At 67.3% G+C, this 24454-nt stretch carries 38 protein-coding genes; all 38 read right to left on the reverse strand.

Annotated elements, in window-relative coordinates; translation table 11 throughout:
• Positions 1-19: 19 nt before the first annotated feature.
• Positions 20-514, reverse strand: coding sequence for a hypothetical protein (locus ACERK3_09390; GenBank protein ID MFA9478508.1), 495 nt, complete (start codon positions 512-514; stop codon positions 20-22).
• A gap of 46 nt (positions 515-560) precedes the next feature.
• Positions 561-878, reverse strand: a complete 318-nt coding sequence (locus tag ACERK3_09395; protein ID MFA9478509.1) for a hypothetical protein — start codon at positions 876-878, stop codon at positions 561-563.
• A gap of 63 nt (positions 879-941) precedes the next feature.
• Positions 942-1379, reverse strand: a complete 438-nt coding sequence (locus ACERK3_09400) for a phage tail tube protein (GenBank protein ID MFA9478510.1) — start codon at positions 1377-1379, stop codon at positions 942-944.
• 39 nt (positions 1380-1418) lie between these two features.
• Positions 1419-2033: a hypothetical protein gene (locus ACERK3_09405; protein ID MFA9478511.1), complete on the reverse strand. Its 615-nt coding sequence runs from the start codon at positions 2031-2033 to the stop codon at positions 1419-1421.
• Positions 2034-2035: 2 nt separating this feature from the next.
• Entirely contained in the window at positions 2036-2479 is a 444-nt protein-coding gene (locus tag ACERK3_09410; protein ID MFA9478512.1) for a hypothetical protein, read from the reverse strand.
• Entirely contained in the window at positions 2476-2718 is a 243-nt protein-coding gene (locus tag ACERK3_09415) for a hypothetical protein (protein MFA9478513.1), read from the reverse strand. The genes ACERK3_09410 and ACERK3_09415 overlap by 4 nt, the downstream gene beginning before the upstream one ends.
• Entirely contained in the window at positions 2718-3107 is a 390-nt protein-coding gene (locus ACERK3_09420) for a hypothetical protein (GenBank protein MFA9478514.1), read from the reverse strand. The genes ACERK3_09415 and ACERK3_09420 overlap by 1 nt, the downstream gene beginning before the upstream one ends.
• Positions 3108-3185: 78 nt before the next feature.
• On the reverse strand, positions 3186-4130 hold the full coding sequence (locus ACERK3_09425) for a major capsid protein (protein ID MFA9478515.1): 945 nt from the start codon (positions 4128-4130) through the stop codon (positions 3186-3188).
• A gap of 94 nt (positions 4131-4224) precedes the next feature.
• Positions 4225-5775, reverse strand: a complete 1551-nt coding sequence (gene sppA, locus ACERK3_09430; protein MFA9478516.1) for a signal peptide peptidase SppA — start codon at positions 5773-5775, stop codon at positions 4225-4227.
• Positions 5765-7222, reverse strand: a complete 1458-nt coding sequence (locus ACERK3_09435) for a phage portal protein (protein MFA9478517.1) — start codon at positions 7220-7222, stop codon at positions 5765-5767. The genes sppA and ACERK3_09435 overlap by 11 nt, the downstream gene beginning before the upstream one ends.
• Positions 7223-7231: 9 nt before the next feature.
• A complete protein-coding gene (locus ACERK3_09440) occupies positions 7232-7417 on the reverse strand; it encodes a hypothetical protein (GenBank protein ID MFA9478518.1) in 186 nt (61 codons plus the stop codon).
• Positions 7418-7457: 40 nt separating this feature from the next.
• Positions 7458-7724 (reverse strand): hypothetical protein, encoded by a 267-nt coding sequence (locus ACERK3_09445; GenBank protein MFA9478519.1) that lies wholly within the window; start codon positions 7722-7724, stop codon positions 7458-7460.
• Between the two features lie 13 nt (positions 7725-7737).
• The gene (locus ACERK3_09450) at positions 7738-9846 is read right to left on the reverse strand and encodes a terminase gpA endonuclease subunit (GenBank protein ID MFA9478520.1); all 2109 of its coding nucleotides are present in this window, start codon (positions 9844-9846) and stop codon (positions 7738-7740) included.
• Complete coding sequence (locus ACERK3_09455; GenBank protein ID MFA9478521.1) at positions 9833-10024, reverse strand: hypothetical protein; 192 nt, start codon at positions 10022-10024, stop codon at positions 9833-9835. Before ACERK3_09455 ends, ACERK3_09450 begins: the two co-directional genes overlap by 14 nt.
• 442 nt (positions 10025-10466) lie before the next feature.
• A complete protein-coding gene (locus ACERK3_09460; protein ID MFA9478522.1) occupies positions 10467-10910 on the reverse strand; it encodes a hypothetical protein in 444 nt (147 codons plus the stop codon).
• A gap of 34 nt (positions 10911-10944) precedes the next feature.
• Positions 10945-11631, reverse strand: a complete 687-nt coding sequence (locus ACERK3_09465; GenBank protein ID MFA9478523.1) for a hypothetical protein — start codon at positions 11629-11631, stop codon at positions 10945-10947.
• 17 nt (positions 11632-11648) lie between these two features.
• Positions 11649-12347, reverse strand: a complete 699-nt coding sequence (locus ACERK3_09470) for a hypothetical protein (protein ID MFA9478524.1) — start codon at positions 12345-12347, stop codon at positions 11649-11651.
• On the reverse strand, positions 12344-13510 hold the full coding sequence (locus ACERK3_09475) for a M14 family zinc carboxypeptidase (protein ID MFA9478525.1): 1167 nt from the start codon (positions 13508-13510) through the stop codon (positions 12344-12346). The genes ACERK3_09470 and ACERK3_09475 overlap by 4 nt, the downstream gene beginning before the upstream one ends.
• On the reverse strand, positions 13485-13670 hold the full coding sequence (locus ACERK3_09480) for a hypothetical protein (GenBank protein ID MFA9478526.1): 186 nt from the start codon (positions 13668-13670) through the stop codon (positions 13485-13487). Before ACERK3_09480 ends, ACERK3_09475 begins: the two co-directional genes overlap by 26 nt.
• 1 nt (position 13671) lies before the next feature.
• Positions 13672-14748, reverse strand: a complete 1077-nt coding sequence (locus ACERK3_09485) for a LamG-like jellyroll fold domain-containing protein (protein ID MFA9478527.1) — start codon at positions 14746-14748, stop codon at positions 13672-13674.
• 49 nt (positions 14749-14797) lie between these two features.
• Positions 14798-15253, reverse strand: coding sequence for a helix-turn-helix domain-containing protein (locus tag ACERK3_09490; GenBank protein MFA9478528.1), 456 nt, complete (start codon positions 15251-15253; stop codon positions 14798-14800).
• Positions 15253-15465, reverse strand: coding sequence for a hypothetical protein (locus ACERK3_09495; protein ID MFA9478529.1), 213 nt, complete (start codon positions 15463-15465; stop codon positions 15253-15255). Before ACERK3_09495 ends, ACERK3_09490 begins: the two co-directional genes overlap by 1 nt.
• Positions 15462-15716: a hypothetical protein gene (locus tag ACERK3_09500; GenBank protein MFA9478530.1), complete on the reverse strand. Its 255-nt coding sequence runs from the start codon at positions 15714-15716 to the stop codon at positions 15462-15464. The genes ACERK3_09495 and ACERK3_09500 overlap by 4 nt, the downstream gene beginning before the upstream one ends.
• Before the next feature lie 15 nt (positions 15717-15731).
• Complete coding sequence (locus ACERK3_09505; protein ID MFA9478531.1) at positions 15732-15935, reverse strand: hypothetical protein; 204 nt, start codon at positions 15933-15935, stop codon at positions 15732-15734.
• Positions 15877-16383 (reverse strand): hypothetical protein, encoded by a 507-nt coding sequence (locus tag ACERK3_09510; GenBank protein ID MFA9478532.1) that lies wholly within the window; start codon positions 16381-16383, stop codon positions 15877-15879. Before ACERK3_09510 ends, ACERK3_09505 begins: the two co-directional genes overlap by 59 nt.
• Before the next feature lie 107 nt (positions 16384-16490).
• Positions 16491-17687, reverse strand: coding sequence for a hypothetical protein (locus ACERK3_09515; GenBank protein ID MFA9478533.1), 1197 nt, complete (start codon positions 17685-17687; stop codon positions 16491-16493).
• 35 nt (positions 17688-17722) lie between these two features.
• Positions 17723-17953: a hypothetical protein gene (locus ACERK3_09520; protein ID MFA9478534.1), complete on the reverse strand. Its 231-nt coding sequence runs from the start codon at positions 17951-17953 to the stop codon at positions 17723-17725.
• Positions 17953-18600, reverse strand: coding sequence for a hypothetical protein (locus ACERK3_09525; GenBank protein ID MFA9478535.1), 648 nt, complete (start codon positions 18598-18600; stop codon positions 17953-17955). The genes ACERK3_09520 and ACERK3_09525 overlap by 1 nt, the downstream gene beginning before the upstream one ends.
• A 16-nt stretch (positions 18601-18616) precedes the next feature.
• Positions 18617-18838, reverse strand: a complete 222-nt coding sequence (locus ACERK3_09530) for a hypothetical protein (protein ID MFA9478536.1) — start codon at positions 18836-18838, stop codon at positions 18617-18619.
• A complete protein-coding gene (locus ACERK3_09535) occupies positions 18835-19230 on the reverse strand; it encodes a hypothetical protein (GenBank protein ID MFA9478537.1) in 396 nt (131 codons plus the stop codon). Before ACERK3_09535 ends, ACERK3_09530 begins: the two co-directional genes overlap by 4 nt.
• A complete protein-coding gene (locus ACERK3_09540; protein MFA9478538.1) occupies positions 19208-19450 on the reverse strand; it encodes a hypothetical protein in 243 nt (80 codons plus the stop codon). Before ACERK3_09540 ends, ACERK3_09535 begins: the two co-directional genes overlap by 23 nt.
• Positions 19447-19737, reverse strand: coding sequence for a hypothetical protein (locus ACERK3_09545; protein ID MFA9478539.1), 291 nt, complete (start codon positions 19735-19737; stop codon positions 19447-19449). The genes ACERK3_09540 and ACERK3_09545 overlap by 4 nt, the downstream gene beginning before the upstream one ends.
• Positions 19730-20698, reverse strand: coding sequence for a putative metallopeptidase (locus ACERK3_09550; GenBank protein MFA9478540.1), 969 nt, complete (start codon positions 20696-20698; stop codon positions 19730-19732). The genes ACERK3_09545 and ACERK3_09550 overlap by 8 nt, the downstream gene beginning before the upstream one ends.
• Entirely contained in the window at positions 20682-20990 is a 309-nt protein-coding gene (locus tag ACERK3_09555; GenBank protein MFA9478541.1) for a hypothetical protein, read from the reverse strand. Before ACERK3_09555 ends, ACERK3_09550 begins: the two co-directional genes overlap by 17 nt.
• Before the next feature lie 15 nt (positions 20991-21005).
• Positions 21006-22721 carry a ParB/RepB/Spo0J family partition protein gene (locus tag ACERK3_09560; GenBank protein MFA9478542.1) on the reverse strand — a complete coding sequence of 572 codons (1716 nt, stop codon included), beginning with the start codon at positions 22719-22721 and terminating at the stop codon, positions 21006-21008.
• A gap of 280 nt (positions 22722-23001) precedes the next feature.
• The gene (locus ACERK3_09565; protein MFA9478543.1) at positions 23002-23205 is read right to left on the reverse strand and encodes a hypothetical protein; all 204 of its coding nucleotides are present in this window, start codon (positions 23203-23205) and stop codon (positions 23002-23004) included.
• A 174-nt stretch (positions 23206-23379) separates the two neighbouring features.
• A complete protein-coding gene (locus tag ACERK3_09570) occupies positions 23380-23595 on the reverse strand; it encodes a hypothetical protein (GenBank protein MFA9478544.1) in 216 nt (71 codons plus the stop codon).
• Positions 23596-23633: 38 nt separating this feature from the next.
• Positions 23634-24140, reverse strand: a complete 507-nt coding sequence (locus tag ACERK3_09575; GenBank protein MFA9478545.1) for a hypothetical protein — start codon at positions 24138-24140, stop codon at positions 23634-23636.
• Between the last annotated feature and the right edge of the window lie 314 nt (positions 24141-24454).

Genomic DNA, 24454 nt, shown 5'->3' on the forward strand with positions numbered 1-24454 from the left:
TCGAACAGCTCCGCGAGCGTCAGGCGGTCGGGGTCGACGCGGGCGATGGCGGCGAGCTTGCGGACGAGCTGCCATCGATCGAGGCGGTCTCGATCCGGCGGACCAGCGCCTCCGTCTGGATCTGGTCGATCCGCCGGCCCGCCGCCGCGTAGCCTTCGGCCACCAGGGCCTGCTGCTTCGCGATCGCCCGAACCAGATCGGCGCGGCCGGTTTTGTGGAAAAAATCAGAGAGCGTCTCCCAGAACGCCCGCCGCGCGTCGGCCACGGCATCGGGCGACAGCCCCGCGCCGAAGGCCTCGTCGCTGACGTTCTGATTGGTCGCCTGTTCCTGCACGACCAGGTAGAGGACGTCGACGAAGAGCATCACGTCCGTGTCCAGCCGCGTCATCAACGGCGGATCGCCCTCGGCCGGGTCGAGCAGGTTCAGATTCAGCACCTTGCGCACGCGCCGGGCGGTGCCGATGGTGATGTCGATCGCCCAGCGTCGCCCCTGGCTGTCTTCAAAACTTTGCATCGCGTTTCCTGGTTACGGGGTCCGGTCATCCGTGCAGACGCCGCGCCTACTTGCGAGGCGGCGTCGGGTTGTCGGCGGGCGGCTCGGCCGACCGGGTCACGGCGTTGCCCTCCATGTCGGGCACGTCGAAGCCGGTCTCGCGCAGCTGCTGGCGCCGGGCCTGGTAGATCTGCTTGAGATCCGCTGCCTGTTTGGCGCCCAGCGCTTCGTCGACGTTGGCGCGGCCGGCACGGGCGAGCAGCTTGTTGACCTTCAGGAGCGAGGCCTTTTCGCGTTCGATGAGCTTGCGCAGTTCGCGCCGGATCGAACGCGCCGCCACGACGGCGTCTTTCGTCGGCTCGTTTACGGGCTTGATCAGGTCCATGGGTTTGCCTTTCTCTGGGCAGGGGTGAATGACAGGGGGGCGAGGAAGAGCGCGGTCGCCTTATCAGGCGGCGGTCGCCTCTTCCCACTCCTCGAAGCGCGACATGGCACACGTGACGCTGTAGACGACGGTGCCCTCCAGTTCTTCCGATCGCGAGATGTCGGTGACCACCCAGTCGCCGACGGGGCCATCGCCGTCGCCAGAGGGACCATCGAGCACCTTCATGCCGATCGGCTCGGCGCTGAGGTACGCGTCGCGCAGCGTCTCGAAGAAGTCGTCGCCGGGCCGCGCTTCGAGGCTGAACTCGACGCCGGCTTCCTTGAGCGTCTGGGCGGTCGCCCGCCAGCCGCCGTTGTCGCGCGTGGTGGCGTCGGCCGTGGCGCTGCCGAGGTTGACGGTGACGTCCTTGACGTTGCCGGCTTCGGTGAGGCTGCCGACCGTCTCACCGTCCGTGTCGCCGTAGTGGAGCGTGGCCTTGCGGCCGAGCTTGAATCGAGGCATGGGAAGTCTCCTTGCATGGCCATGTGGCCGGGTTGTAAATCAGGCCGCCGCCCGAGAGGCAGCCATGCGCCAGAAATCAGGCAGACGCTGAAGGCCCTTCTGAAACGCCGGCCCCATGTAAGGGCGCGGGGCGATGGTGGAATGGCGCGTCCGCTGCGGCACGCCGCCGCTGAGCACCACGCGGCCAGGACTGAGGACACCGCTTTGCGCCGCCGCCCTTGCGGCCGCGACCGACGCCACCGCCCCCTTGCGTCGCAGATCACGCCGCCGCCACCGGCCCATGACGTAGATTTCGATTGTTCGGACCACGCCGCCATGCTCGAGCACCTCGGGCACCGTGCCCCGGATGGGGCGCATATCGCCATCGAAGAACACCTGGTTGGTCGACACGGGCCCAATCACCACGGAGCTGCGCTGCGGGTCCGCGGCGTACCAGATGCCTCGACGCAGGCTGCCTTCGTGCGAGCTGGGCGGCTGCCCGGGCTCGCTGATGCGATTGCGCTTGCGGATGCTGCGCCGGGCCGTCATGCGGACGAAGCCGCCGAACCGACCGAACACCCGATGGCGCGTGCGCTCCATCATCGCCAGCACGCGCGGGCGATCGAAGAACAGGCTCTTCGCCTGGTTGCGCGACATGCCGATGCCGATCTGCACAGTCAACTCCCGTGGGGTTGCCGGACGAGGCGGTAGGTCAGACTCAAAGCGGCGGTGAACGTGTGGCGTTCCCGCAGGTCGACGGGGTCGTAAAGCGGCTCGCTTATGGCCCCCATCCACTCAGCGTGCGGCAGGGCAGCGAGCTCCCGCCGGTTCAGGTATCCCTCGATCGCTTCGACCAGGGCGAGCAGCTCATCGATGCGTTGCGTGTTATCCGGCAGCACGCGTTGGCGAAGGCCAATATCCACCTGCACGTTCAACTCGTCGTCTTCGCGGCTGGAGCGGGCGATGTCCACGCCCCGCGCCACGACCATGACCTTGAGCTCGGTCAGCTGCGCCAGCTCGTGAATGGGCAGGTAGAGGCGCTGGGCCTGGAAGGGTTCACTGAACGAGCCGGCGTTCAACTCGGCGAGCACGGCCTCGGCGACGTCGGTGACGATCTTCATGACAGCCCTCCGACCGCTGCTTTCACCAGGACCACAACCGCGCTGCTGACCGCGGCCAGGGCGCTGCCGATGACGAGCACCACGACGCGGCGGGCGTCGCGGATCCAGTGTTCAATGAGGGCCAGCCGCGTCTTGATGCCGGGCTGGCCGTTGCCGTTAAGTGAATGCTCGATGCGTCGCATCGAGTCCTTGATCTGTCTCAGCTCGTAGCTGAGGTTGCTTTCGGGGTCGCTCATCATCACTCGACCTCCACCGTCTGCACGTGCTTCGTGTGGATCCGCAGCTGCGCCCGGGCCGCGTCCCGGTACCGCCAGGCGGTCTGGCCCGGGCCGGGTCGCATCACCTCGTAGACGCGGCGTTCGCCGCCGACCTGCTCTTCGATCTGGTCGCCTTCGCGCGGTTCGGCCGGTGCGAGGCCGGCGAGCTCCGCGGCGGGGATCAGGTAGTCGCGCGAGACGGTTTCACTATGGAAGCCGCTGGCCTCGACGACCTCGAAGCGGCTTTCGCCGATCAGGGCGTCCTCGATCGACACCGTGGTCGAGCCGCGGCGATACGTGATCACCCGGCCCGCCACCGAAGCGAGCGAGGCGTGAGCGGCGGCGATCGCGTTGTCGATCAGGTTGCCCATGAGCATGACCCGTGAAGGAAAAGCCCGGCGGACGGGGACAGGACCGTCCGCCGGGACGGCGGAGAGGTGACGTCAGGATCAGCTCGGCTCGACGACCGTGGCCTCCGTGGAGCTGATGCTCTCGACGGTGAGGATCGGGATGCCCTCGACCTCGGTCGGCCGCGGCGCCGGGGCGCCGGTGGCGTTGGTGGCCGTGCGCGATTCGCGGAGCTGACGCAGCGACCGTCGGTTCATGACGATCATCGTCGGCTGGCCCCAGCCGGGGAACCGTTCCAGGGCCTGGTAGATCAGATCGTCGGTGACCTTGTTGTCGCCGTCGTCGATGTTGGCGATGCGGGCGACGCTGCGCAGCCCGCCGACTTGCAGACCGGCCCAGCCCTCGATCGGCGTGTAGTAGCCACTGTACTTCTTGAGCGTCGTGCCCTCAGTGAGCTGCTGCACAACGGTTTCGCCGATGTCGATCTGGCCCTCACGGCCGGTGATCGCGACGACGTTGTCCATGTCCTCCGTGGCGCGGACGAGGTAGACCGAGCTCTTGTCTGCGGTGGCGCCCGCGCCGCCGACGTTGACGAACATCTGGTGGCCCCAGCCGATCTCGTCGGCCAGGCCGGTGAAGCCGTCGCCGTCGGCCTTGCCCGTGCCGTTGATCATCTGCTGCTCGGCCGCGAAGAACGCGGCGCGCAAGTGGCGAGCCGCTTCCCGGCCGACATACGCGTCGGGGCCAAGCCGATAGGCGTCGGCCAGGGCCTTGTCGACGGCGAAGCTGGCGTCGAGGATCTTCAGGTCGATCGACACGAGCTCGTCGGCGCTCTTGCCCTGTTCGCGGCCCTCGTTCACGTTGCGGAAGCCGACCACCGGGGCGCCGACTTCCTTCGTGTACTTGTGGGTCGTGCCGTTGCTGGCCTCGTCCGCCGGCAGGGCGGCGAGGAACGGGGCGCGGTTGAGCAGGTCGGTGATGTTGCGGTCGGCGAGGTTCTGATCGTTGATCTTGACCAGGTCGGCGAGCGTCAGGAATTCTGGCATGGTGGTTTCTCCAAACGGGGTCGCCGACGTGCGGCGCGGGTTCATGAAGGGGCGATGCGTCAGGCCGGTGCGTCAGACCTGTGCGAACGGTGGATCACTTGTTGCTGCGGCCGCTGATGCGGACGGCGCCGGTCAGGGCGGCGGCGGCGCTGCCCATGTGTCGGCCCATCTTCTGCCGGCGGGCGTCCTCCGGGCTGGACTCGGCCTGGAACACGACGGCTTCGTCACCGCCGCGATCGGTCTGGCCGAGGCGCTGACGCAGCTCGTCGCTGGCCTCGCGTTCCGCAGTCAGCTGCTGTTCGAGATTCTTCGCGTAGGCGGTGGACGCCTGGCCAAGCGTGAAGCCCTGCTCCTGGCACTGCTCGCGGAACTCGGCCGAGGCGTTGGGGAAGGCCTCCTTGAGCTGCGCGAGCGTGGCCGGTTCGGCCGAAGCGCCCCGGGAGGCGGCGGCTTCGGCGGCGTCGCCGCTGCCGGCAGCCTTGCCGGCGTCGGTGTTCGCGGCGTCCACGGTCGCCTCCGGGGAGGGCGCGGGGGTTGTCGCCGCGTCAGGCTTCGCAGCCGCGGGCGACGGGGCATCGGCATCAGCGTTGGGGGCGGGGGCAGGGGCGGGGCCGGGGGTCGGGGTCTGCTGTTGGGTCTCGGGCATGGCGCGGGTCTCCTGTGCGCGGTGGGAATGCCGGGCCGAGGCGCTGGGCGCTCCGCCTTCGGCAGAGAGTTGCATCAGCTCCGCGAGCGAATCGTCGAAGCTCTGGATGTTGTCGATGAGCTTCAGCTCCATCGCCTGGTCAGCGAGCCACACCTGGCCGGTCTCCACGGCGGCGAGCTGCTCGGCGGTGAGGCCGCGTCCCTCGACCACGGCGTCGCTGAAGCTGGTTTGCGTGCGGTCGACCAGGTCCTGGAAGTAAGCCCGCTGCTCGGGGGTGATCGGCGCGCCGGGCATGCCGGCGGCTTTGTACGGGCCAGTGGTGAAGGCCACCGCCTCAATGCCTTGACGTTCCGCGAGCTTCGAAACGTCGTACGTGGCCATGACCGTGCCGATGCTGCCGACGAGGGCGGTGCGGTCGTTGGCGTAGATCCGCGTCGCCTGGCTCGCGGCGTAGTACGCGGCCGAGGCGGCGAGGTCCTCGACGAAGGCGAAGACGGGCTTGCGCTCGGCGGCGAGGCGGATCTCGCGGGCCAGTTCGGGCGTGCCGGCGACGGAGCCGCCGGGCGATTCGAAGACGATCATGATGCCGCCGATTTCCGAGTCGCGGGACGCGGCCCGGATCTGGCGGCGCAGCTCCACCGTCGACGTGGCGTTGTCGAGGCTGGAGGCATGCTTCATCAGCGTGCCGCGGGCCTGCAGCACCACGACGCTCGGCCCTTCGCCCACCCCGTCGCTGCCGATGCTCTGGCGCGGCCCGCGAACAACCGCCATCGTCTGTCCCCGCCGCGCGCGGGGCTCGGCGAAGTGCCGGCCCCAGTCCATGTTCCGAGCGCGCTGGAACAGCGCCCAGAATCGCGACTCCTCCACAGCCCAGAGGCCGTAGTACTCATCCAGTCGCGCCTGCGGCGGCACATCGACGCCGCCGAGATCGACCCGGGGGGCCGGGCTGGCGCCGAGCGAATCGGTGACCGGGTGGTCGCTCATGAGTTCATTTGGCATCAGACCCCTCGCTTTCCTCATCGTTGCTGCCGACGGCGGGCGGCGGGTTGAACGCGGCGGCGCCCGGCAGCACCAGCGGCACACCGAGCTCCTTGGCGAACGCGAGCACCTTGGCGTTCGCCCGCAGGTTTTCGTAGATGTCGCCTGTGCCGCCGCCGGTCTCGCGGACGACGTGCTCGAACGTGTCGAAGCCCGCGGCGACGCTCATCGCGTGCCCGCGGGCCTCCTTGGCCGGATCCCACCAGGGGACGCCATCCGGCACCCATTGCCAGGTCACGTCGCGGCGATCCCAGCCACGCGGCAGGCGAAGGTCACCGTCCTGGATCGCCAGGCCGATGCGCCACTCGCTGATCCAGTCGAGCATCTCCTGCACGTCGCGGCGCTTGGCCTTGCAGGATTTCAAGTACTGCATCAGCCCGCCGCGGCTGCCGTAGAAGTTGGTGAAGCTCTCGTCGTAAAACGAAAACGGGATGTCCAGCGACTTCAGCGCGACGGCGATGCAGACCTGCATGAAGTGGCGGAACTGGTCCGAAGGTTGATTGCTTTCCAGGAACTTCGCATCGTCGCCGGGATCGAGGTTCAGCTGGATCGGTCCCTTGTCGAACGCCACGTCGTACTCGCTGGCCTCACCGTCCTCTTCCTCCTCCGCGTCCTTGGTCGTGATCGCCAGGGCGAACAGCTGGGAAACCTTCGCGCGAACGAGGGCATAGTCGATGCCGTCGTACGCGTCGCGGAACGTGTTCACACCAGCCGCGATCGGGCTCACACCGCGGACCTGGTCGAAGCGATCGAAGAAGGCATGCTGGTACACGTGCCGGGCCGGGAGAATCGTTCGGAACTCGAAGCCCGCGCCGTACCGGGCCCGGTTGCAGATCATGTAGGCCAACGCTTTGCCGGCCTGGTTGGTCCGCACGCCGTGCGTCCAGTCCATCGGATCCAGGTCGCGCGGCAGGTTGTGGCGGTCGAGTCGGCAGCGGTCGCCCTCGATCGCCTGCAGACGGCCGGTGGCCAGGCGATACACCAGCATGTCGCCGTCGATGCAGCGCCGACCCTCAGCCAGGCGGATCTGTCGATCGAGCCGGTGACGACCGGCCACGTCGCAGTTCTCCCGCTTCGACCATTCTTTGAGCCAGGCTTCCAGCTCGCGGTTGAAACCGTCGTCGGCCGTGGTGGCCTGGAACGTGTGACTCGCCACGTAGTCCAGGTGCTTGCGCACCATCCACGCGACGATGGCGAAGTTACGGTTGATGTCGCGGGTCGTGGCGGTGAGCCGCGATCGCTCTTTCGGCAGCAGTGTCTGATCTTCGCTGCGCAGCTTCGTACGCGGCGGCTTGCGGCGAGGCGTTTCGCGCGTGGCGTCATACCCCTCAGCCGAAGGGGCCGGGAGGTTTGTCACGCCAGCGGCTTCGCCGATGGGGGCGGTGGGTTGGACTTGCTGTTCAGCCATGCGCAGATGTCAAACCCTGCGAAGGTCGATCGTGCTGAAACGGCGGCGGCGACGCTCCTGGCGGGCCAGGCGTCGGCGCCAGTACTCGAGTTCGTCCATGGCCTGCTTGCGGTCGTAGCGGACGGTGGTGCCGTCGATGACCACCTGCCCCACACCCACACCCTGGGCGAGGAACTTTTCAAGGGTGTCAACCATGGAACGGGGACTGGCCATCACTTCCGGCCCGGGCGTCGCGTCAGTGCGCTTCGGCGTGGTGGTAGGTGCGAACGCGGACGCTGGCGCCGCAGCCGGTGCACCGCTGATCCGACCAGGTCACGCGGTCGTAGCGATCGCCGGCAGGCGTGCGGCCGACGAGGGCGCGGTCGGCGACGACGCGCAGCTCCGTCAGATCCGTCGCCTGACAGTGCGGGCAGCTCGCCGGCACCTGGGTGATGGCGGCGGACGAGGTCGGGCGTGGGGGCTGGGGGGATGCGGTTGCCTGGTTTCGCTTGCGCTTGGCCATGATGGACTCCGGGTCAGAGGTAGGAAACGCCGCGTCGTCGACGCGACTTCTTTTTCGGGGCGGGCTTGTGACCCACCGCCTCGATGCCGAGCATGCTCGCGCCGACGCAGCAGCCGACCAAGCCGTCGAGCAGGTCGTTGTCCTTGTTCGGCGGCTGCTTCCAGATCGTCAGCTGCGTGCCCTTGCTCTCAACCGGCACGGGCGATTCACTTAGCAGGTGATCGATCACCAGGCGATGCCGCTCCCGGCTGGCCTGGTAGAGCGTGATGCCGCCGACGTCGCCGCGCGGCACGCGGAGCCCATCGGCCACGGCCGTCTTCCAGCGGTTGGTGTCGTAGGTGACGAACCGCTTGGCGTGGTTTTTCGAGGGACGTTCACGCCAGTGGTGGCCGATGCGATCGCCGGGCTGTTTCTTCCAGTCGCCGATCGGCGCGTCGCCGGGGCCGAGGTACCGGCCGTGGCTGGGCGTGAGGATGCTGGCGTGGGGGCTCTGGCGGCAGAACTGGTAAATCAGCGTGGTCGCCTCGCCCCAGTTGGCGTCGACCAGGCATTTCTCGATCCGCAGCGGCTGCCCCGACTCGTTCTGCCACTCGCGCGCGAGCAGCTGCTCCGACAGGTTTTCCAGAGCGTGCAGGACCTGCGCCGGCCGACCGGCGCCGGGCTTGGCCCGGGCCAGCGTCTTCTTCGCGTCGGACTTCGTGAAGTAGGGCAGCCCCTGGTCCGGCCACGCCCCGTAGGCCATGACGTGGCCGGCGAAGCCGTCGCCGAATGCACAGACAATCCACCATAGCAGTTTGCTGCTCGGATCGATGAACGAGACAAGGCGGGTCAGCTCGTTCGGCGCGACGTCGCGCTTGACGCCGATAATCTTGGCGGCGATCGCGTCGGCGTCGAGCTTGTCCTCCGAGGCCTGCTCCAGGCTCATCGGTTGCTGCTGCTGCTCGGCCCAGAAGCTTCGCTCGTCATCGATCTTCAGGTTCATGAGGCTCTGCAGCGCGGCGACGTCGCCCTCCTTGACGTTCGCCGGCCAGACCACCTCAGCGCCGAGCTCGAGCTTTTCGCGATGCTCCAGATAGAAAGCATTTCCCGCGGCCCCGTCGTCGCCCTCGCGGTAACCCGCCGCCCGGACCTCGGCATACTCGGCCCACAGCTTGTCATCGCTGGGGAGCTTCGACAGCGCCTGCGTGCGCTGGCCGTTCCAGTGCGGATTGAGCTGGCGGTTGAGCACCTGGTCGGCCAGGTCGCCGGGCTGGATCACGGTGCACGGGAGAAATGCCGCGATGCGGCGCGTGGGCCCGGCGAGGCCGAGGATGGAGCCGTTGATGGTGCGCAGCCGCTTGGCCACCTGGCTGGGCGACTCGGCCGACTCGTCATCCTGCGGGTCGTCGACGACGGCCAGATCCGGCCGCAGCACTTGGCCATCGGGCGTCGTGTGGCGCATGCCTCGGATCGCGCCGGTGATGCCGCGCGACTCGATCACCGCGCCGCTGGCCGGCGAGCCGGCGATGGTGGGCAGGACGATGCGGCGTCCCTTCCAGCCGATGTGCGTACGCTTGCCCTGGCAGGTCTGGCCCTTGCCGCGCTGGACGATCCCTTCCAGGGCGCGGATCGGGAAGCAGACCTCGGGGAAGTCGGCCAGCAGCAGATCGTTGGTTTCCAGTTCGACCTTGATCTCTTCCAGGCGGAGGCGTGCCTCGTCGCCGGCGGCGCCGACGTAGACGGGAAAGCGGCGCAAGCCGTAGAGCACGGCGAACAGCACCGCCCACATGCACAGGCTCGTTTTGCCCCAGCCGCGCGGCATCGCCAGCGCGAACAGCCCGCCGCGCCGGACGACGGCCTCGCCCCGCTCCGCCGCCTGGTCGTGCGGATCCGCCCACGCCAGGCAGAAGACGTGCGGGGCGTAGGTCTGACAGAAGAGCTTGAAGTCACCGCCCGCGGCCTCGCGCCGCTTCGGATTCTCGATTGGTGGCAGCTCGCCGATGTCGCGGCCGGCGCGGGACTGCTCGGCCTGCCGGCCGGCCGACCGCTCGCGGTGGCGCTCGTAGCTCGAGTTCGTCGGCGGTGGCTCTGGCGGCGAATCGCTCGCCTTCTTCTTCGAGTTGGCTTTCTTACGCTTGGCCATGCATCGCTTCGTCTGCTGGCGATGCCCACTCGGCCGGCAGGCCGACGTACGTCGCGCCGTCGATCAAACGGACGTCGATGCGCTCGCTGCCATCGATCGGCGATCGGTAACGTCGGATCACCTCAACGCGTGCTGTGGTGGCATCCGGAAGTGTGAGTGTCTGGCTTCGCTGTTTCATGTGAGAGGCCCGTCACAAATCGACGCCGATCCCCACCCCCACGCAGGCGGCTGAGCCGGAGCCAGTCCAGAAATCCGACGAACATGCCGTAAGCGACAGCCAACGGCCAGACGTGGAGAGCGTGTTCCCCGCCACACCAGGCAGCTATTGCCAAGACGCACATCGTCGAACCGGCGACCCAGATGAAAGCAACCAACGGACAGACCCAGATCCATGAAGGTGCGAGGCGGAGACGCATCTCATCCTGTTGGTCCAGGCAAGCCGGCCGCCACCGGTAGCTCGCCAGCGTGAGGATGATCATGATCAAGAAGGCGATGAGCATCGGCATGGCGGATTTCCGTGGGGGGCGGCGCGAAAGAAAGTGTGTCGTGCAAACGTGCTGTTCCCTATGGGGTCGCCGGCCCCACCCCCGCCCGGTAGTACCTATTGGGATGGGATCGCCTCAGTTCACGTGGGCGTCGGTGACGTCGACGCTCAGCGCCACGCGGATCGGCGCGGGCTTGGGTTGCTTGGGCAGCTGGTTGACCAGCTCGTCCTCCAGCTGCTTCACGGCGAGCAGCAGCTCGGGGTTGGCGTCGGCCAAAGCCTTGGCGATGTCAGTGCGGCCTGCCTCGATGTGCTCCAGGGCGATCGCCCGCAGGTGCTGCACGGCCGCGGCCTGCGTCACGCCCATGCGTCGGAGCAGCTCGGCGATCACCGCCTTGCTCATGAGGTTGGCGGTGGGCCGGGCCATCTGCGATTCGCCGCGCTTGACGGTGCCGGCGATCGCGACTTGCGCGCGCACGTGGCTGACGCTTGAAGGGGGCACGGCCTCGGCCGCACACTTCGCGGCCTTGGGCTCAACGGCCTTGGCGATGGCGGTGACGATGCGGGGGTCCTGGATCACGGCGGGCTCCTGGGGTTTCACATTTAAGTGAAGGTCATTCGTCGTCGGCGTTGTCGATCGTGAAAGCAACGTCGCGTCGATCGACCACCTCGCCGCCGAACAGGCTGGCATGCACGCGGACGCTCAAGACGTGCTCGCCGTCGTCCAGATCCCGCGTGTCGAGCGTGAACTGTCGCTGACCGTCGACGTCGGGCACGCTGCCCGACCAGGTCGGCCCGCCGTCGTCGACGGGCGTGACGCTGGCCATGATCGGCCGGCTGGCGGGCACGTCGGCCCGCACGGTGACGGTCACCGCGCCGCTCACGACGTCGCCGATGGACAAGCCCTCGACCTGAAGGCCATCGGCCGGCAGCTGGGGTTCGGGGTCAGGGGCCGACGGATCCGCGTCTTCATCTTGTGGATCATCCGTTGACGGCGGCTCGTTTTGTGCCTCATCATCGGGCACTTCATGATCAGCAAGCCGCGCCGCCTCGGCCTGGTAGTCGGCGACCAGCCCGCGCGCCAGCACCAGCGCCCGGTGCACCGCCAGCGCCAACCGATGCAGCTCCACCTCGTCGTCCCCTTCGGCGTGATAGTGAGCGCTTCGCCGCTGGTCGATGTCGCGGATCACGTCCCGCAGTTCCGCCTGGGTCTGTTCGATCGGCCGGGGTCCCTCGGCCAGGCACGCGGACGCGAGCAGCAGGGCGACGGCGACGGTGAGCAGGTAACGGGGCGGCATCATGGGCGTCCTTCCTCAAGTCATCCGATCTGGCGACGCACGTGGCAGGGGGCGTCGATCACACTCGTGATCACCTGCGTGGCATCGCCGCTGATCTTCCAGTCCAGCTCCCACACGTTGCCGGTGCCGGCGTTGAGGCCGGCCGACTGCGCCTGGGTCATCTCGAACCCGGCAACGGCCTGCCCGGTTTCGGGATCGAACGTCGTGACGACGCCCTCTACACTCAAGGCTGCACCGACGCGCCCGCGCGCGGCGATGCGCAGCACCGGGACGGTGCCTTCAATCGGATCGGGCAGGCGCGGGTCGGTGATGTTGATGAGCAGCGCGTTGTCGATGGCGGCGAGATACGTCTCGCCCTGCACGAGGATCAGCGTCTGGCCATCGTCGGCGATGTGGCTGCCGGGTGAGACGGCGACGCCCGCGGCGGTGCGGATGGTCAGCAGCGCAAGCTGATCAAGCACCTGGTCACGCTGTCCGGCCGACCAGGGCGACTCGCTATCGGTGGTGGTGCCCGTCGCCTCAATCGTGCCAACAGGCGCATCATCCGCGAACACCGTGTATGCCTCGGCCCACGTCTCAAGCTCTGCGCTGATGTACTCCCCGTCTGCGGTGTGTACTAGTGGCACAACGTCGCCCTCGCCATCCAGCGGCGACGGCCGCGCCTCAACAGCAAGGTCGGGTCGCATCGCCTCATCTTGCCATCGGAGTCGGCGTGTCATTGCCCAAGCCTCCCGAGCCGATGCGGCCGAATGTCGTCTTGCAGGTCACTGTTGCGAGTCGCTGAAAGGATGTTGTAGGCCGAGTCCGCATCGACGACGTAGGGCAGCATCGGCTGCGCTGCCTGATCGCATCGCGCCTGCACATCGCCCGACGCGTCATCGACGGCGGCGGTGTTGATCCCATGCGCGGCGAGCCGGGCGCCGTGCGTAACCGCATCCGCCGCGCTGATTGTGTATGACCTGCCGGGCGGGAACACCTCATCACCTTCGACCATCGCAAACGCGCGATCCCTCGTCAGCCCTTCGTGTACCTTCGCGCGTCGGGCGTTGCCGGTCGCGGCTTGCGCGTCCCGCCAGTGATCCTTGTACCAACCCCACAGGAACCGCAAACACTCCAACTGTGCTTCGTACCGCACACGACGGTCGTAACCCTCGCTCCGATTCGTCTCGACGAGGATCGGTAAGGCGTGCTTAAGCCCCCAAGCATTGCGAGCATGGCGCGGGTTGGTGTTCGACGGCCACCAGTCCGCGTTGATCCCCAAGCTGTTCAGATGGTCGATCAGTTGCCCCGACACATCCTCGGCCAGACCCCGCAACGCTTCGTCGGCGTCTGGTATGTCGGCCCCTCTGATCTTTGCAACGTCCTCGCCGCCGCCAACGAACTCATGCAGATCGATTGCCATCAGTGGGCGCAGATCGCGCAACAACTCGCAGCTGTAGAAGATTTCAGGTTGATCGAGTTGGACCCATACACGGTTGAGATCGCGGTTGGAGTCGTCATTGCCTCGCGTGTCGTTGGCACGGCCATCGGGGTTGATCGTCGGCACAGCGATGATGTGATGAGTTCGGAGAAAATCAGCGTCTTGCGCGACCACTTCACGCAGCCAGGTAAACAGTGCTTCCCGGCCCGCAGGTTCATTTCCGTGGATACAGCCTGAAATGTAGATCGCCCGTCGCGACTCACCGAGCGTCGCCGCGGGGTTGCCGACGCGCAGTAGATTGATCGGCCGATCACCAAATGAGCGAGCCACATCCAGATCGTGCGCGATCAGTGGCGACCACGCCGCCAACTCGCCGAGGTATACATCCTCCTGCGCGAGCGGCGTCCAGTCGGGGTTGTCCGCTGGCAATGCGTCCTCAAATGGCGTCGTTGGTTCGCTCATGGCTCTCCGTGAAGGCTTTCACCGCATCGGCCGCGTCCTGCTCGTCGTCGTGGTAGCCCAAATCATGCAGGCCGTCGCAGCAGTTGCCGTACGTCGCGTGCCACATCTGTTTTCGACGCGACCAATCCACGCCGTCATGCTTGCTTTTGGGTTCGCGCATATCACTCGATCTCGTAGTAAGTCATCTGGTCGCCCTGCACGGCCTCCATGTCGGCGTTACTCAACACAGAACCGATCACAAACAACTCGCCGATCGGCCCGATGAACTGGCGGGTGATGCCGATCTCTCGACCGATATACACGTCGCTCGCGGCTGCATCGGCACTGTTGCCGCCATCGTGCCAGTTGGCGTCGGCTGCCACTTCAACGCCGTTGATCCATAGGGACGCTTCGCCAGCGATAAAGTCGATCCGCGCCGCAATCGCCACGTCTTCGCTCGTGTTGACCGCAGGACCAGTCAGAATCTGGAACGCGTCCGATCCGACCCGGCGGCCACCGACCTGCCAATCGCCGCCGTTGGTGCGCAGCGTGAAAAGCTGGTTGCCATCGCCGTCAACGCGCAGGATCGGACGACCTGCGCCGCTGGCGTCGGTAGAGCGGGCCACCGCGAAGACCGTGAAGCCTGCAAGGTCGCGTATGAGAGTCGGCGCATCCGCCTCCAGCCGCGTACTGGTCGTCGCTCCGAATCGAATCGCCTGACGACTGCCCAACTCAATTGCGGTGCCCGAATCGACCACGGCAGGCTGCTGCGCGTCAGTCGTCATCGCGGCTGTACGCCCGCCACCGCTCTGGTCATACAGTCGCCGGACCAGACCGTCATGGCTGCCGACGTGGGCAAGCAGGGCCGGTTGGTCAATACCGCCATTGTCAAAGCCGACGTCCGCCAGCGTGTTCGCGTCGCTCTCACGCACCTCCAAGACCAGCCCGTCATACGCGCCACGCAAGCGACGCGCCGATGACCACGCCGCACGAATGTCGGGTTCGGTCAGCAGGTCCAGCGCGCCTGCATCAAACGACGCGCCGACATGCTCAACCTCGATCCATACATCCACCCCATCGACAAACTCACCGGGGTTAGAGTCGCGCGGATCCACTGGCCCGCGCCAGGTGACCAGCCCGACGTTGGGGCGGGTGAACGTCCCAACGCCGTTGCGATAGCCGGGCGCCTGCGGGTCGTAGACCATGAAGCCAGCCAGGTTCGACAGCGCTACGAGTTGTTTGGCGTCGAATAAACTCATTTAATCACGTCCACCCTTCGACCTCGCATCCGGGAAACTCCAAAACGGCTCATCCCGCCAGGTCGAACTGGCGACGGCGGGCCTCGGCGAACGCGCGGATGGTGGCGAGATGGCAGCGCACGCGATGCAGGGTCAGGCCGGTGCGTTTCGCGGCGTCGCGCAGCGCCCGGCCTTCGAGGATGACGAGCCGGGCGACCTGGCGAACGTCCCGGGGCAGCAACTCCTGACCGGCGACGACGAAGCCGAACTCCGGATCGGCGATCCGGTTGAGCAGGCAGCGGACCTCGCGCTGCAGCGTGCGCGGCCGAACGTTCATCAGCCGGGCGACGTCGGTGATGCTCAGGCCGTGGCGGTAGATCTGCTCGAGCAGCACGCGCTCGCGATGCCCCATGTGCTGGGCCATCGCCAACACGTGTTCGGCGGCGGCGCGGCGTTCGAGCACGCGGCGGGCGGACGCCGCGTCGGCAAAGTCGATGGGTTTCGCGGAAGTGTCACGGTCGCGCATCAGCCCCCCTGGTTGGTTTTCGCTCGCTCGGTGTCGATCTTGCCTTCGGCGTGGATGTAGCCCGCGGCGGTGCCCAGGCTCAGCAGCAACGCCGTGGCCTGGGTGACGGCCTCGGTGATCACGTTTTCATGCTCGGGCCAGAACAGCACCGCCAGGGCGATCAGCTGCGCGGCGAGGGCGAGGATGAACTTGCGGCTGGTGAAACGGCTCATGCAAAGTTTTCCTGAAGGGCGGTCGTGTACTGGACGTTCACGCGGCCGAGGCTGAACTCCGGCGTGGGGTAAACGCTTCGAGCGACCTTCCGCGCGGCGTGCCTGCTGCTGGCCACGCGGACACGCCCGGCCGGGTCAACGTACTGACGCCCATGCACCAGCGTGCATTGGCCCGCGCGAAACAGCTGCCCGTTTGCGTCGCGCTTCAGAACGTCGACGTGGTAACGAATCGGCTGCGTCTTCAACGACATCCCCTCAAGTATGATTCAACGGGCTTGGCGCTGCCGGGCCTGCTCGGCCAGCTGGTCGACGCGGGCGTCCGACGCGTCGGCCCGGCGTTTGAGATGCTTCCACTGTTCGGGCGTGAGCTCCCCGTCCTGGGCGAGCAGCTCGACCTGACGCATGGCCAGTTCAAAAGCCCGGAGGGCGGCTTCGGCGATCGTCAGGGCTGTGATCGGGTTGATCTTCATGGGGGGCACTTCCGGAGGCGGCGTCTCGGCGTTGCAGCCACCGGCGGGCGGCGGCGATCGACTCGCGGGCGCGGGTCAGCGCTTCGTCGAACTCGTCCGGAGCGTCACTTTCGTGCGCGAGCCACGCCTGGGCCAGGGCCACGCGCGCCGCGACCAGGTAGGGGTGAATCGCCACCATGTCGGCATCCCCGAGCACGCCGCCTTCGTACAGATCACTGACGGCGTCGTTGATGCTGATCAACGCCTCGCGCTGCTGGGCCCAGCGGGTCTCGGGCGAGCCGGCACAGCCGACCCCTCCGAAGAGCATGGCCAGGCCCAGCAGCAGGATCAGCAAAAGGCCGTTGCTGCCGTGACGCAACAACAACGGCCGGGCAGTCCACGAGCAACGTGGCGCGGCGGTAATGGCTTGGTTGGCGGGAAGGTCCGATCGAGAGGGGTCATGTAACAACGCGGCGCTCCTCGGGAGGCACGCCGCGTTGCTCGTGGGCGAAATATACCACCCGAACACCCTAATAACAAGCATAACCCGATATTTAAGGCGGGTTTCTTGCTGTTTTACATCCGGTCCATTTCGGCCAGCGCCTGCTCCCAACGTTCCCGCGTCCAGCCGGGCCCGCCGGCCTGCACGATGCGAAACGCATCCGCGCCGGGGCCGCGGTCCCGGGCCAGCGCCAACGCCGCCCGCGCCAGCTTCGCATCGGCGCTGAGCGAAACCGTCGGCCGCGGCGGTGGATCGATCGGCTTGGCCGCCGGTGAGGTCCGGGCCGGTGCCCCATGCAGGTGCCGCTGGATCCGCCGCCGGGCCTCGTCCTCGTCCGCCTGGCTGATCCAGAGCCACCGCCGACGCTCCACCGTCGTGCGGAACAGCTTCGGCGGGAAGTCGCCCAGGCGAAGCGCCCGGACGGCCGCGGCGACGAACCGCAGGCGATCCGCGTCGCTGGAGCCGACCCAGCCCCGGCGAATGGCCTGCCGGTGCAATGCCAGCAGCCGGCCCGTGTCGGTCAGGTCGACGTCGCGGATGTCGCTGAGCCGCGGCTCGGCGGTCCGTCTCCCGCGGAGCGGGCGCGAAGCACCAGCGCCAGACTGGTTTTTACCAGCAAGGGGATGGGAGAGGGGATGGTGGTGTCCCACTTTGGGACTACCCCCGTCCCACTTTGAGACGGGGGTAGTCTCACTTTTCGCGCAAGGTGACGGGGGCGCCCCACTTCGGGTGTCGCCCCTGCGGGGGCGCTGCGGCGGATCTGGCGGGGCCGGCCTGCGGGCCGGGTCGCCGGGATCGTTCTGTGAACCGGGCCACAGCTGCGGCTGCGTCCCCGGCTCGATGATCTCCGGCTTGAGCGTGCCGTCTGCGGACGGCACCATGCGCTGCATCCTGCGGGCGCAGCGTCGATCGTCCAGGGCACTGCGGTGCCCCGGGATGGCGTAGATGTTGCCGAGGTTGCGATCGCCGAAGGCGCCGCCGCGCTTCAGCAGCACGACGTAGCCCAGGCGGGTCAGGCGCTCAAGGTGGCGCCAGAAGGTGGACCGGCCGACGCCAGCGGCTTCAACGAGCCGCTTGCCGCCGAACGCACCGAGCAGCGATCCGTCGGGGCCCGGGGCGTCGCACGCATCCGCGATCGCCTGCAGCGTCCCGCGGAACTGCGGACGCAGCCTGGCGAAGGCCTCGTCTTCGCGGATCCACGCCGGCAGGTGGTTATGCCAGGGGCGAGAGGAAGTTCCCGGAGTGAGGCTGGTGGTCTGCGCTGCTTCCATGCTTGCTGATCAATCGCGGGCAGTTCGAATCCAGTTCAAAAGACGCCAGCATTCGGATCGCGCACGCCGGCGGCGTCGAGTGTGCGGCGGAGGAAGAACACTTTCGTGTCGAGCTCATCGGCCCGACGTCGCATGGCGTCGACCTGGTGGGTCGACCAGCCGCCGGCCTCCGACTCAATAGCCCATCGGCGGAGGATGGCTGCTTCGGACGCCAACTCGTTTACGGCCGATCGGGCCGCGGCTTCGACCGCACGTTGCCTATTCATCAGCGCCGCTCCGGCTCGAGGTAATCGATGCCCAGGTACTCGAAGACCATCGCCTCCTCGGGCGTGGGCTCGGCGACGTGCCAGTAACCATCGATGATCGTCAGCTCGCCCCGCTCCTTGCTGTCGGGCGGGATCGGCTCGTCCGTGGCCAGCATCCGCCACATGCGACCCTCGGCGATGCGGCAGTCGTCGCGGAGCAAGCCGCCGTAACTGCGCCGTGTGACGCAGCGTCGGCCGAAGTCGGCCGGGCCGGTGCGGATCAGCAGCTGCACGCCCCACGTCGCCGGCGTGACGATGAACAGGTCGACGTTCACGCGGCGATCGCCGCTTCCGGGGTCGCGACCGGGCACGACGAAACGCTTGTATCGCGGGCCTTGTTTCTCCCCACGGAGCATTCGGCCGGCTTCGACCAGCTCGTCGAGCGACTGGTCGAGCAGCGACACGCCCGGCTGGCCGGGAAACAGGCCAGGTTGATGGATGGGGATCGCGACCAGCTCCAGGTCGCCGATCCACGCGGAGCGACGACGGATGGAGCCGGCGATCTCGATGCGGCGGCAGGCCGGGGCGAGCGTCTGGCGGATCTTCTCCGCCAGCGCGGACGCGGCGGTGTAACTGAGGCGGGATTGGCCGGGCAGGGTCTGACTCATGGCGCGGGCTCGCGAGTTAAAGGATGAGGCGCGCGGGGATGCCGGCGACGTCCACGGATGGCGGACGATGTTCCTGCAGCTCCCGCTCGAACTCGCTGGCATCGGCGTCCTTGTGCACGGCGATGCGCGTAACGTAGGCGTGTACGGCGATGCCGCTTTCCGTATGGCCTTCCCAGATGCGGGCAGGCACGCCGTTGATGTTGACGATCTTCTCCGTCGATTCGAGCTGGACTTTCATGGCGCGGGTTGCTCCTGGCTGTCGTTCGCAAACTCGGGATGCTGATCCTTCATGTGGCGATGCAGGTTTTCGAAGCTGCGGTTGCAGCACGGGCACACGCCGCTGGCCACGCGTTTCTTCACGCGGGTGAGATGACCACGCGTCGCGCGCAGGCGGTTGGTTGTGTGCTCGACCTCGCCTTCGAGGTGTTCGATCCGCCGGGTCTTCGTGTTGAGTTGGCGCTTGAGGCGATCGGCCTCGGTTTCAGTGAAGCTCAGCGAATGGCCGTTGGGGCAGTACCAGCTGCCTCCCTGCTCGCGTCGGCTCTCGAAGAAGCGGACCGGCCCGGCGTACTGGATCCCACAACTCGGGCAGCAGCGCGCCTCCATTTCAATGTTTTCCGCGATTTGCATCTGCGTCCTCTCTTTCAGGAAGCTGGGAAACGAAGCCGCCCACGATTAAGAAGGCGACGAAGAGCACGATCAGGATGGGCAGGAACAGTTCCCACCAGATGGCCATGGCGATGACCGCGCAAAGGTGATAGAAGTTCACGCGCTGATTGAACAGGCAAAGCATGATCGCAGCCATGACGCCCACCATGATGGGCCCGCCGAATAACTCGAGGTTCGTCATGGCTCGCCCGCTCCTGTTTCACGCACCGGGCGTACGTTGTGTTGTTCCGCCACCGTCCGAACCATCGAGCCTTTGCCTTCCAACAGGCCACGGCTGAACTCGGCCTGATGCTGCGGGGACAGGTGTTCGGCCGCGCCGCGAACGATACTGAGCAGGTTCGCGTGCAGCTCGCCGTAGATCCGACCCATCTCGCGCGGCGTGCACTTGGCGCGGCAGGCGAACCCGGTCCGCCGACCGGTTTCTGTCGGGATCACCTGAATCACCAGGATCGGTTCGACTTCAGCCATCACGATCACCGCCTTCCTCGCCGCGAGCCTTCAGCACGTCCGCCAGGCGTTGCTTGCAGGCGGCGTCGAGTGTGGCTTCGTAGTCGGTGCCCCCGCCGAGCGTGAGTGTCGCGTCCTTGCCGTCGGGAATCAGATCGTGCAGCAGCCGCAGCGTGCGGACGTCCTCCTTGCCCGTGAGCTTGTCGGCCGCGATGCGTTGGCAGAGCTTCTGCGTCTCCGCCCGGGCCTTCCGCTCTTCGGGTGAGACGTACACCTCGATCTCGATCGTCTGCGTCCCGCCGCCGGACGCATCGTCATCGTCGGCCGCGTCCGCTTCGGCGATTGTCATCGTCCGCCGGGATCTGGATCCCCCGGATGACGACGCCGACCGCGGCGGCTTGTGCTCGGCGTCGCGACCCCGCTCGTCGAAGAAATCCCAGTAGTACTGCCCCGACTGCGCATCCTTGCAGGCTCGCACCGCCTGCACGTCCAGGGCCGACTCCCCGTAGCGCTTTGCGATCGAGCGGAAGCCGCCGAGTTGCCAGTCGTGCAGCTTGCACGTGAGCTTCGGCCGGCCGACGTCGTCACCCTTGGGCGAGCCGAGCACGGCCTCCGCAACATCGTCGTAGTAGCACACGCCGCCGGTGGCCGAGAGCACCTGCAGGTGTTCGAGTTCGTGATCAACCAGCGCCCGCTGCTCGGTGGCGTCGAGGTCTTCCCACACGCGTTCATCGAACGTGATCAACGCGTCAGGGTTGCCGAGCACGCGCTGTTTCAGCGGCAGCACCTTGACGACGGCCGCAGCCGGATAGCCACCCCACTTCACCGCCGGCTGCGGCTCGGCCTCGGTATCGCTGCTCCACCGGGCCATGAGCGTGCCGACGCGGACGCCGGCGTGCACGAGGCACGGGTGATGCGCGTGCATCACTTCCTGCACGATGCGCGTGACCTCGGGCCCGCCTTTGTCATAGCCGATCGGCATGATCAGTCTCCTTGGAAGGTGAAACGGGATGCAGTCGATCGGCCACGACGGCCAGCGCCCGGGCCAGATCGCCGACACTGAATCGACCCACCGTCGCGGCGTCGACCACGCAGCCCACCCAGCCGCTGCGCAGCGCTGCCGCGTCGGCGGCGGTGAAGATCTCGACCAGCTCGTCCATGTCGTACGGGCCGGCGTTGATCAGTTCGATCCCCGCCCGCGGGTACCCGCGTGTCCGCGTCGGATCCTTCGAGCCGGCCACTCGCGGCCGAGCCCGATCGTGTTTGCCTTGCATGCGTGCCACCCCTCATCACCTGGCTGCTTTCTTTTTGGAGGGCGCCTTCTTCGCGGCGGCGCGCTGCTTCGGCGTCGCGGCCGCTGCGGCCTTCTTCGTGTTGCGCTTCGCTTTCTTCCGGGCGGTCTTCTTCGCCGGGGTCTTCGGCTTCGCCTCGGCTTTGGCCTTGAACGTCTCCCAGTCCGGCGGATCCGGCAGCTTCGGCTCGACGCGCAACGCGCCGGCCAGGGCGCGGAGTGCGGGCACGTTGCCGCAGTTCATCAGGTTGCCGCTCATGTGCCAGCTGTTGAGGTTGCACGTCGGCAGCTTTGCGAGCACGCGCAGTTCGGTCAGCCGTGAGAACCATTCGGCGTCGGGGTTCATCGCAATGGTTGCCGCGGCGATCACCAGCTTCGTCTGCTTGTTCAGCGGCTTTGTCGGCTTGGGTGCCGTCGGCGATCCATGGCCATGCGGGGCCGCGTAGCCGGTGTCGGTTCGCGGCAGGCCTTCCCAGGCCTTCGTCGCGATGACCAGGCGGACGACGATCTCCGCCATCGTGTCCTGCTCAGCTCGCTTCGCGATCGCAGTCGTGGCTTTGGTTTCCCAGCCGCGAACCTTCTGGCCGTACTGCTCGATGGCCTTCTGCAAGGGCGTGAGCTTCTGCTTGCTGCTGCTGCGACGGGGCGGTCGTTGGATCACCACCCGGCTGCGCACCTGCGGCGCGATGCCGGCGGCGTCGATGCTCCCCGTTTCGATGCCCTCGGCCTGCATCGCATCGAACACCTGTTTAACCTCCGCCTTACCGACCTTGTCGACCTTGAGCTTGACCAGGCGATCGGCCGCGGCGTCGGCGAGGTTTCGCGCGGCTTTATCCTTTGCCGCGAAACATTGGCGGTCGGTGCAATGGCCGGTGAACTCATCGCCGAACAGGTCGGGCTGGCTGCTGGTGTTGCTGGGGCAGCTTCGGCAAGGGCGTTTGCCGGCGAAGTCCACGTCCAGACGCCACGGCACCTTGCCCAGGTCATTCAGCTCCACCTGCACTTCACGGCGGACCGCCTCGACAGTGGGGATGCGGGGCTCGGTGCCTTGCCAGTCCGGTTCGGTGAGGCCCTCGACGATGTCGTTCTGGGACTGGCGATCGCGGATCTTCACCAGCTCACGCAGGTGGCCGAGGCCGAGCAGGCCGGCGTATGCCGCCGCTTTCGCTTTCTCGCCGAGGCCCTGGGCCAGGTGCAGGCGATCGCGGACGAACTCGACCGTGACGCCGAGCTGCTTCGCCACCGCCTTCGCGTCGCCGCCGATCGAGTCGACGGCCTGCTCGACGGCCGTGACCTGCTCCATCGGGTTCAGGTCCTCGCGGTGCAGGTTCTCGATCGCCCGCTCGAGCAGCACGTCGCGGTCACTCATGGCCGGGGCGATCTCGGCGCGGATGGTCTCCCAGCCGAGCTGTTTCGCGGCGGCGAGGCGGCGGTGGCCATAGACCAGGCAGTAAGTTTCCTTCTTGCCGATCGACTTCACTTCGCAGACCAGCACGGGCTGGAGCAGGCCGCGCTCGCCCATCGATGCGGCCAGCGCGTCGAGTTTCACCTGGCTGTGCAGCGCGGCGTGGCGATGGTTGTCGATGTGGTGCTTGATGGCGTCGATGCGCACCTCCTCGATCGACCCGCCGTGCGTCCGGGCGGCGACGATGTTCTGGCCGTTGACGCGTTGCCCGTCGCGGAGGCGTTTGGGTTTGGCGGTGGCGGTGCTCATGGTTGTCCTCTCTTAACGCATGGGCCCGAGGGTTCGCGCCGCTGAACTGACGGCGGTTCGACGCGGGCGAGCTGGCGTTCAGTTCCAGCCTCCCCGCGCCACCCGGGCCCTACTCCCAAGGGTTTGAAGGCGAGCGAAGCCCAGCGCGTAGCTTCGCCCGCGAGTCGGGTGATGGGCGCCGGGAACGTCCCGGCAAGGCTGGTTGCGAAACCCTCGTGTTCATTCCCATCACCTGAATGCCGTCGGGCCCTCGCGTGGGGCGCCCGACGGCGGAGCGTGTTTACGCCGCGTCGCGATCGGCCGGCTGCTCCCGCCGATCGGTGCCCAACCGTTTGAGCCACGCCCGGTACCAGCCGGACCACCACCAGTCGGCAGCCCGTGTTTCAGGGGAATGCTGTTCGTCGGGCGTGGCGCGGCCGACGTCGAACGCGCGTCGGCGTGCCCTTGCGAGTCGGCCCACGATGTGCACGGGGATGCGCTTCATGGTGTTACTCCCTTCGGAAGGTGAAAGCCGGGGGCGGTGTTGCATGGGCGGGAACATCCCGCCCCACTGGCCGTGTCATTCAGGCAGCGCCGCCCCCGGTTAAACCGTCGCCGCTGCTTTCGAAGCGGCGACGGACGCATCAGTGATCGGGTCTCGCGTGGAGCCCGTGCGTGGTCAGAGCCCGCCCATGAGCCAGGCCGCGACGCGAAAGCCGACGGCGAGGCCGATGCCGATGTTCATCGCCAGGCCGGTGGCCATGAGTCCGATGAACATCGCGTCGCCGAAGCGGCGCGGATCCAGCGGCCGTCTGATTGGTTGTTGAAAGCCGGGGAAGACCGCGGCGGGCCGGGGCGGTGCGTCGTTCGTGTCGATGGTCGTGCGTCGGATCATGGAAACCTCCCTCAAGGTTGGTGGATGGATGGCAAGGATCAGGCGACCTGGTCGATCGACCCTTCGCGGTTCCAGTGCGACCGGCGGGTCTGTCCGATCCGGGCCAGCAGGTCGCGTTCGAAGGCATCGCGGTGGGTGACCGGGTTGCGCCAGATCGTCTGCAAGCCGATGGCGATGATGCCGATGTTGTGGCTGTCGACTTCCGGCAGCTGAATCTCGACGTCGGCCCGGCCGGTGGCAGGATCGAGCACCGCCACGCCACGCTCGCGACCAGGGACCTGGACGCCGGACCGAATGAACGGATGCAGGGCGAAGCCGGCGGCTTCTAACTGGTCCGCCAGGCTGCTGAGCAGCGCCCGGACCTGTTCGAGCACGCGTTGCTCGGCGCGGCGCGTCGCCTCCGCTTCGCGTCGCCGGTGTTCGGCTTCCTCGGCTTCGCGTTCGCGTTCGACCTGGTCGATGGCCACGTTGATGCGCCCTTCGAGTTGGGCCCGGGGGCTGAGACTGTCGGCGGTGACGGGCTTCGAGTGCTGTGCGTTGATCATGAGGATCTCCCTGGAACAGGTGACTTGATGAAAAAACCCAGCCGCCACCCACGCGGCGCGTGGGTGGCAAGCTGGGCCTTCCGGGGGCAATGAATGAAAACCACCGGCGTGGCGGAATGGAACGCCACGCCGGCGGTGAGGACAAACAAAACAGCCGCCGACGCATGGAGCGCCGACGACTGCTTCCGGGGGTAAGTGAAAAACCGCGACGAGAGGCATGGAGCCTTCCCGCCGCGGCTTCCGGGGGCAGCGTAGAAATGCGACGCGCGACAGCTGGACGTGCCGCGCGTCGCGGGGGAGTGGAGGCTGGAGAG

This window comes from Phycisphaerales bacterium AB-hyl4 (assembly GCA_041821185.1).
Taxonomy (GTDB): domain Bacteria; phylum Planctomycetota; class Phycisphaerae; order Phycisphaerales; family Phycisphaeraceae; genus Natronomicrosphaera; species Natronomicrosphaera hydrolytica.